Source organism: Chthonomonas sp., from assembly GCF_035294165.1.
Taxonomy (GTDB): Bacteria; Armatimonadota; Chthonomonadetes; order Chthonomonadales; family Chthonomonadaceae; genus Chthonomonas.
Window position 1 is genome coordinate 1 of the sequence record NZ_DATGLN010000069.1, and the last position, 7,950, is coordinate 7,950.

A 7,950-nucleotide genomic window follows, 5' to 3' on the forward strand; every position below is an offset into this window, starting at 1 on the left:
CCCCAAAGCGATCCAGCGCTTAACATGCATGCCGGGGTAGAGCCATTTCCAAAGAGGAGAGCGTCGGTTCATCGTTCAGGCCTCCTTGCCTTGAGACGGTTCGGGCAGATCGCGATGTCGCACGGCAACGTGTGCCCCTCGCCCGCGCAGATAAGCGGCCAACGCTTCGGCCAACACCACCGAACGATGTTTGCCGCCAGTACAGCCTATCGCGATGGTGAGGTAGGCCTTTCCCTCCGCCTCATATTCAGGAAGGGTGTAATCAATGAGGGCCTCCATCTTCTCCAACAGCGGCTTGGCCCTCGGATCGGAAAACACAAACTGCTTCACCACGTCGTCACGGCCATCATGGGCTTGCAACTCCGGCACATAGTGCGGGTTACAGAGAAACCGTACATCGAAAACAAGGTCGGCGTCCACCGGAATGCCGTACTTATAGCCGAAAGAAAGCACCACGATCTGCATGCCCGTCGCATCTGCATCCGCATACATATCTTGTAACTGATGGCGCAGTGCGATGGGGGTTAGCGTGGTTGTATCCACAACGCGGTCGGCCATGGCGCGAACTTCCTCCAGGAGAGTACGTTCCACCTCAATGGCCTCTTCGATGCTCTTTATCTGCGGCTGCGCCAGAGGGTGATAGAACGGATGCGGCCTTCGGCTCTCCTTGAAACGGGCGACGAGTACGTGGTCTTCCGTATCCAGAAAGAGAACCTTTACCGAATGGCCCTGGTCGCGCAAAAGGCGCACGTTGGGTTCAAACATCCGAACAGCCTCACGAACACGCGCATCTACCACAACCGCAACCTTCGCAAAATCGTTCTCTAAGCAAAACGTCGCCAGACTCGGCAGCAAAGCAGGCGGCAGGTTATCTACGGTAAAGTAGCCGGCATCTTCAAAGCTATGTAAGGCGGTTGTCTTTCCGGAGCCGGAGGCTCCAGAGATAATCACCAGTTGAAGTCGGGTTGGCCTCTCGTTCATGGTTTTACCACTAAATAGAGTTTGCTACCGGTGTGCAGCCCCAGCGTGTTTGCCGCATTTCCCTCTCGAATCGCCAACTCAAGGCGCCCTCCACTCCCTCGATAGGCCAACAGGCAGCCCACTTCCACATCGGAAAAAGTACGCACCAAGGGCGCCTCACCGGCCTCGAATCGCACGCATAGTCGCTCTTCCCCGATGCCCCTATCGCCCATCCAGCGATCCAGCGTCTCCTCATCCAAATTGGTAATAAGATTTCCGAACCGATCCACATACAGCACGGTAAGCTCTAGCGCTGGGCGCCCCTGTGCATCCGAAAGGGTCAGCGGCACGGGCACCTCCAAAAGGCGCAAGGGGAGCGAGGGGGAGGGCGTCGGCAGTGAAGAGGCCTCGGAGGCTTCCCAAACCGCTCCGATGGCCTCTAGGGGCAGCCCCTGCGCCAGGTGGGCTGCGAGAGGGGCAAAAATATCACGGCCGTGAAAAGTCGCGCTGATACGAGGCAACACATAGGCACCTCCTACATGGGCACTCCACTTCGCCACTTTCAGCGGACGCTGCTTGCGAATCGGCAGTGTTAGCAGGCCATTATCCGGCGCCACCAAACGCGCAACCTCCGTTTCGACCACACACACCTCCCGTTCGCTGCCCACACCGGGGTCTACCACAGCCACGTACACCGTGCCGGCAGGGAAGTAGGGCAGAGCGGCCTCTAACCGCGCGCTCCCTTCCAGCACGGCTTGCGGGGTCACCTCATGGGTAAGGTCAACAATCTGCGCCTGAGGCGCTATCGAGAGGATGACCCCCTTCATAACGCCCACATAGGTGTCTCGCGTCCCGAAATCGGTTAAAAGCGCGATTAGCGGTGGCTGTCTTGGTGTAAACCCCATCGTCTTTTCTGGCCCTTGTTTCTTCATTTTTCATTGTACCTGCGCCTATTTCAATAATAGGTAGACGATCCACCCTCCTTTACAATTTAGGGCTTTAGCCCGCGAGAAAGCCGCGTCGCTTTAGCCAGAGATGGTGGTTGCCTCTATTGACTTAATAGTCTATGCTAACGATAGGGAAAACAACCCTCTAAGCTACCGGTGAGACAAACATCCGGGTCGCCTGATTGTGTACCATACAGAACTGTGACCTGATTGCTTTGGAAGACCTGAAGGTGCAGAACCTGGTTTGCAACCACCGCCTCAGCAAGTGTATTCTGGACTCAGGCCGGTATTTGTCCCGGCAACGGCTCACGCACAAAGTCGGTGGCTCGTGCGTTGCTTGGAAGCTGCACGGCTAAAGCCTTAGCAGAGCGTCACCCTCGTACGAACGGAAAGTGCCGGCGAATCGTATCTTGAGTAACGGTACAAAAACATCTCACCGGCGCTGCGATGTTTGCTTTTGCCCCTCAAGTGGGGTAGAATGAGAAGTTGAGGGCGCTTAAGGAACTGTGCAAATGGCCGAAATAAGTAAAGAACAGATTTTAGAGGCGTTGCGGGTGGTGGAAGACCCCGATCTCCACCGAGATATTGTAACGCTTGGCTTTGTAAAAGACGTTCGGGTATGCGGCGGAAACGTGGCCCTCCGCATTGAGCTAACAACGCCAGCCTGCCCCGTGAAAGACATGCTGAAGATACAGGCCGAGAAGGCGGTGCGTTCCCTTCCCGGCGTCGAGCAAGTGAACATTGAGATGACGGCGCAGGTGCGCTCTCGCCCCAACCCCGGAGAGCTTATTCCCAAAGTGCGCCATGTGATCGCCGTAGCCAGCGGCAAAGGCGGGGTCGGCAAGAGCACCGTGGCCGCCAACATCGCCATCGCCCTCGCCAAAACCGGTGCGAAAGTGGGTTTGCTCGATGCCGACATCTACGGCCCCTCCCTGCCGACCATGATGGGCGTGCGTCAACGCCCCCTTATGAAGGAGACACCGGCGGGTCCTAAGATCGTGCCTGTGCAGGCGCACGGCGTTTTGGTGATGTCGCTTGGTTTTCTTTTGGAACCGGATAAAGCGGTAGTGTGGCGCGGGCCGATGGTGGCCAGCGCGGTGCGACAGATGCTCGGCGATGTGTTGTGGGGCGAACAGGACTATCTCATTGTAGACCTTCCCCCCGGAACGGGCGATGCCCCGCTGAGTTTGGCGCAACTTGTTCCCCTTTCCGGCGTGCTTGTGGTCATGACCCCTCAATTGGTGGCACAAGAGATCGCCAACAAAAGCGTCGCCATGTTTCGCATGCTTTCTCAAAATCGCGAACGTCCCATCCCTATTCTTGGGGTTGTGGAGAACATGAGCGGCGGGCCTTTTGGCTCGGGCGGTGCCGAGATGGCTGCCAAACAGCTCGATGTCCCCTTCCTTGGTCGTATTCCGCTCGATGCCGCCATCTGCGCGGGCGGCGATTCGGGCCTGCCTGTGGTTATCGGGGCTCCCGAATCGGAAGCGGCCTGCGCCTTCCATAAAATCGCCGCCTCTTTGGCCTCGCAGGTTAGCATCCTGCAGTATGCCCAAGATATCGAGGCGGCAACCGGTGACCGCACAGACGCACAACAGACTATGATGACCGGCACGTAGCCGTCGCGCGGAGGCGCGGCGGCAGGCGTCGCGCCCAACTTCATCTTTCCCAATTTAGAGGGGCCGACGCAGAGATGCGAAGGCTCCTCAAACTTTTTGATAGGCTTCTTGCGAAAGATCGCTCCTCTTTCCGACAATTTGAAAGAGGGTGCGCCGACATGCTGCGATCGGAGAAAGGATGACCATATGACAAAAACCCAGGATATCCTCGCCCTCAATGAAGAGGGCCTGTTAGCCGAGGTGCTCGGATACGAAACCAAGGAGGTAGCCCAAGAGGCGCATGGTGCCGAGATTGATACTTATGCGGGGCATCATCTTATAGACTTTACGGCGGGCATTGCCGTGCACGCCTGCGGGCACACGCACCCCGAAATCGCACAGGCCATTAGCGCTCAAGCGCAGCGGGTGCTCCACGTGTCGGATACCATGCGTCACGCGCCCCAGCTGGAACTTGCCGCGTGGATGCGCCGTCTTCTCGATCGTCTGCTTCCCGGCCCCTCCCCCTGGACGTTTCTTTTCATGAACAGCGGCAGCGAATCCATTGACGCAGCCGCCAAGCTTGCGCTGAAGGCAACCGGGCGCAGCGAGTTTCTCGCGTTTTCCGGCGCGTTTCATGGCCGCACGCTCTTTGCCACGGCGCTCTCCTACTCCAAAATCGCGCATCGTGCCCCGTACATGGGGCTGCTATCCTCGCTTCGCGAACACATTCATCACCTCCCTGCACCGCGGTGTCAGAGTTGCCTCAACGGTCAAAAACGTCCCTGCTGCTGTCTCGAGGCGCTTGAACGGATACTAGAGGAGCGCAAAGAGCAGATCGCGGCGCTCTTCTTCGAACCGGTTCAGGGCGAGGGTGGCTATGTGCCTCTAGACCCCCGCATGGCACAACACATGCAAGCGCTTTTGCGCAAGCACCATGTGCTGCTTATAGCCGATGAGATTCAGACCGGTTGGGGGCGCACAGGCAGGTGGTTTGGCTTCGAGCACTTAGGCGTAGAGCCTGACATCCTCGTTTTCGGGAAGGCTGTGGGAGGAGGGTTACCTTTGGCCGGTTTGGCGGCACGCAAGGCTCTGATGGACAAATGGGAGCCTGGTGAGCATGGTACCACCTTTGGGGGCAACCCGGTGGCCTGCGCTGCCGGCTTGGCTGCCCTGCACATTCTTGAGCGCGAGGGCCTTGTGGAACGCGCTGCAAGGCTCGGAGAAGCGGTTCAACAGCGTCTTCGTCCCCTCATCGGCACCTATGGGGTAAGCGATGTGCGCGGCTTGGGCCTCATGATAGGCATAGAGTTCCGCAACACACAGGGTCAACCGGACTACGCACGCTGTGAGCAGATCAAGCAGAGGGCAAGGGAAAGAGGCCTGCTCCTGCTCACCTGTGGTGCCCGTATAGGAGACCCTGCGGTAGACAATGCCACCCTGCGTCTCATTCCACCGCTCAACATTCCCGAAGAGACGCTTTGGAGGGGTTTAGACACTCTTCTTGAGGTTATTCGGGAGACGGCTTAGGCGTTGGAGATAGGCGGGCGACATAGAACAGCCTATCGGAATAGGGTGCCGGCGGGCGCAGTGTGTAGGCATGATAGACGGCGATCTGGTCAAAACCGGCTTGAGTAAGAAAAGCGCGCACCTCCTGTTCTCGATAGGCGTATTGCCAATGCACCTCGTCGAAAACCCTCTGCGAGCCATCGGGCGCTCGCCAGGTGAAATGCATATCCACACGGCAGAGCCGTTTTTCAGGAAAGTAGGTACTTCGCCAATCATAAAGAAGCGGTTCATCGCTTCCGAGATTGTTCTGGTCGAAAAAGCGGTTCGCTAAAGCATATTCGGTGTTGAGATCAAAAATGAACAGCCCTCCTCCCACCAGATGGGCTGCCACTCGCTGAAAGGCCTTTGCCAGACGTTCCGGCTCAGTAATGTAGTTAAGACTGTCAAAGAGGCTCACGCAGAGATCAAAGGGGACTTCTGGAAGCTCAAGCGCAGCGGCATCCTGCACATAGTAGCGAATGGGCAGTTGGCGTTCAGCGGCCTTGCGCCTTGCCTCCTCTATCATCGCGGGGCTAACATCCACCCCGACCACCTCCATCCCCATCGCGTGGAGATGCTCGGCGACATTGCCTGTGCCGCAAGCCAGGTCGAGGGCACGCTTTGGCTGCGCCTGTCGCTCTTGAAGAAGCCGTTCCAGATAGCGTGCCCACTCTTCATAAGGCACTTCGTGCATCAGGGTATCGTAAAGAGGGGCAAGCTGCCGGAAGGCACTCTGTTCACTCATCGGCACGGCTTTGGATCGCTCCCTTAAGGCATAGCCGTTGCCGGCGGCGGAGGATAGAGCGTTGTTAGATTAAGAAACGGCACGGCATCATACCCTGTTCTCCGAAACAGCAACTCGATGGTTGGCAGCGGATCGAGAGGAAGCTGCAGGTTCATCACAGGAGGGGCTGTTTTTGTAGCTAGTTCGAAAAGGCGTTGTGCCTCCGCCGAGTTCTTTCTGGCCAGATAGTAGGCCGAGAAAGCCAACAACACATCGGGGGCGGAGGGCATATCCGCGTTCAGTTTAGAGAGAATGACGAAGGCCTTTTCCGGTTGCGCTAGCTCGGTAAGCAACAAGGCCTTAAGAATGAGAGCGCTCGGGCATTTTGGGTCGTTTTGCAGGGCCATATCGCAGAGGTCTACCCCCATATTGAACAGATGTTCTTTAAGTTGCAGGGCTTTGCGCACCCCGTAATCGAGATAGGGGCCGGGCTGGAAGGGGGCCAGAGAAAGCGCGCTGGCGCTCGCCCTATCGGCAATACCTAGGTCTGGGGAGGTAAGCGCCAACAAGTAGTCGGCATCGCCAGAGTCCGGCAGCATGGCGGCAGCTTTCTGGGCGAGATCGGCAGCAACCCGACGTTTTCCGAGTTGCAGGTTCGCCCATGAGGCGACGATGAGGTCCGCTGCAGAGGGCTGATCCATGTCGGGCTTTAGAAAGGTTAAAGCGCGATCGGGATAGTGCAAGCGCACCAACAACAGCCCGGCCACCGCGCGCGACACCGCGTCGGCACGGCGTTCGATCTGCAGTATTCTCAATAAGCTCGATGCATCCCTATACTGTTCCGTGTAGATATAGGCCAACGCGAGGCGGTTTACCGCTTCAACGGGGGCCTTCTCGCCGGAGGCAAGCGGCTTGTAGGTGTCTACGGCCTCTTGGTAGTGCCCGGCATTTAACAGGGCATCGCCTAAGGCCAGTGGGGTGCTGGTTTTGTTGGAGCGCACGGCCTCCACGGCCAGATCGGCGGCCTTGTGTTGAAGCGCAAGTGCCGCCTGAATCTCGTCTACGGCGTGCTGCTCGTCCACCCCCGGCTGCAGGGCAATGCGCATGCGATAGGAGGCAAGGTCTAACATCGCCTCACTGCTGCTGTTGATGTTTTTCAGGCCGGCCAACAGCTGTTCTGCTTTCTCATAATCTCCTGTCTGCGCATAAATTTTGGCGAGCACGCGCGCGGCCAACACGTTATTCGGATCGGCCTTTAGGGCGCGTCGGCTGTAGCGTTGCGCGGTATCGAGGTCGCTGACGGTTAAAGCTTGCCGGGCCTTTTGGGCCAACGCCTCAGCGCCCTGCTCGAGATGGTTATCAATAACAAGTTGCAGCGTAGCCGAGGCCGTGTCACCGTCAATATCCATGGCGGTGACTTTTAAGGTATGAGGCCCCTCTTTGTCGGGAATGGTATCCCAAAGAAACTCATAGGGCACACTCGTCGCCTTTGCCCTCTCCTGCCCATCCACATAGAAATCCACCTCGGTGATAAGGCTGGGGCTAGACACATGGGCTACAATTCGCGCGACATCACTAATGTGGTCGCCATTTTTAAGGTCAAAAGTTATCTTGATATCGGCTTGTGCCGCCGCCAACGACCCCAGCAATAGAAAGAGGCCGGCCAGAAGAGGCGCCCAAAGCACCACCAAGCGTTGGCCGGGTCGAGCAGTAGTTTTAAAAACCGTTTGCGAGCACATTCTTGATCGTTCTCCTAGAAAAAAATCGTAAAGGTTACTCTGTGTTTAGGCCCAGCGTCACCCGTATCGGCCCGCCACCGGCCGTATAGATGACCTCCGCCGGGTAGTCGCTTGGGGGTGTTGAGGCCATCGGCAGGGCATGCAGTGTGAAGTTCGCCACGACCGCCTGCCCCGGAGCGAGATTTGGGAAGACGGCGGCGTCGGCAGGGTTGCACTGAAAGTTGGCCGACATCTTGTCGAGGAGCATGCCCAACTTCACCAGCGAGATGGTATGAAGGCCTCCGTTAGAGAGGGCTAGCTGAACCTGATAGACCTGAGATTGGTTCATAGGGTTCTGATCGAGGGGCGGCAGAACGGTCATATCGGGCGCTATACCCAGTAAAACGGTTCCGATGACGGAAATGCTGTCGGCCACACGGCCAAGCGCGTCCTCAAGC

The 7,950-nt window shown here is 57.6% G+C and carries 7 protein-coding genes; 2 read left to right on the forward strand and 5 right to left on the reverse strand.

Annotation, left to right across the window (positions count from 1 at the left end; all coding sequences use genetic code 11):
* Nucleotides 1–75: 75 nt before the first annotated feature.
* Together rapZ and VKV29_RS03340 are read right to left on the reverse strand one after the other, a co-directional pair.
* Complete coding sequence (gene rapZ, locus VKV29_RS03335; RefSeq protein WP_324199881.1) at nt 76–981, reverse strand: RNase adapter RapZ; 906 nt, start codon at nt 979–981, stop codon at nt 76–78.
* Nucleotides 978–1,892, reverse strand: a complete 915-nt coding sequence (locus VKV29_RS03340) for an SAM-dependent chlorinase/fluorinase (RefSeq protein ID WP_324199882.1) — start codon at nt 1,890–1,892, stop codon at nt 978–980. Before VKV29_RS03340 ends, rapZ begins: the two co-directional genes overlap by 4 nt.
* A 527-nt stretch (nt 1,893–2,419) precedes the next feature.
* Here VKV29_RS03340 and VKV29_RS03345 point away from each other — a divergent pair.
* Together VKV29_RS03345 and VKV29_RS03350 are read left to right on the forward strand one after the other, a co-directional pair.
* Nucleotides 2,420–3,526: an Mrp/NBP35 family ATP-binding protein gene (locus VKV29_RS03345; protein WP_324199883.1), complete on the forward strand. Its 1,107-nt coding sequence runs from the start codon at nt 2,420–2,422 to the stop codon at nt 3,524–3,526.
* A 186-nt stretch (nt 3,527–3,712) separates the two neighbouring features.
* Entirely contained in the window at nt 3,713–5,032 is a 1,320-nt protein-coding gene (locus tag VKV29_RS03350; protein WP_324199884.1) for an aspartate aminotransferase family protein, read from the forward strand.
* Here VKV29_RS03350 and VKV29_RS03355 read toward each other — a convergent pair.
* From VKV29_RS03355 to VKV29_RS03365, 3 genes are all read right to left on the reverse strand, one after another.
* Nucleotides 5,013–5,795, reverse strand: a complete 783-nt coding sequence (locus tag VKV29_RS03355) for a class I SAM-dependent methyltransferase (RefSeq protein ID WP_324199885.1) — start codon at nt 5,793–5,795, stop codon at nt 5,013–5,015. The genes VKV29_RS03350 and VKV29_RS03355 overlap by 20 nt on opposite strands.
* A gap of 23 nt (nt 5,796–5,818) precedes the next feature.
* On the reverse strand, nt 5,819–7,513 hold the full coding sequence (locus VKV29_RS03360; RefSeq protein WP_324199886.1) for a tetratricopeptide repeat protein: 1,695 nt from the start codon (nt 7,511–7,513) through the stop codon (nt 5,819–5,821).
* Nucleotides 7,514–7,547: 34 nt separating this feature from the next.
* The coding region (locus VKV29_RS03365; RefSeq protein WP_324199887.1) for a hypothetical protein at nt 7,548–7,950 on the reverse strand (403 nt) is incomplete at its 5' end.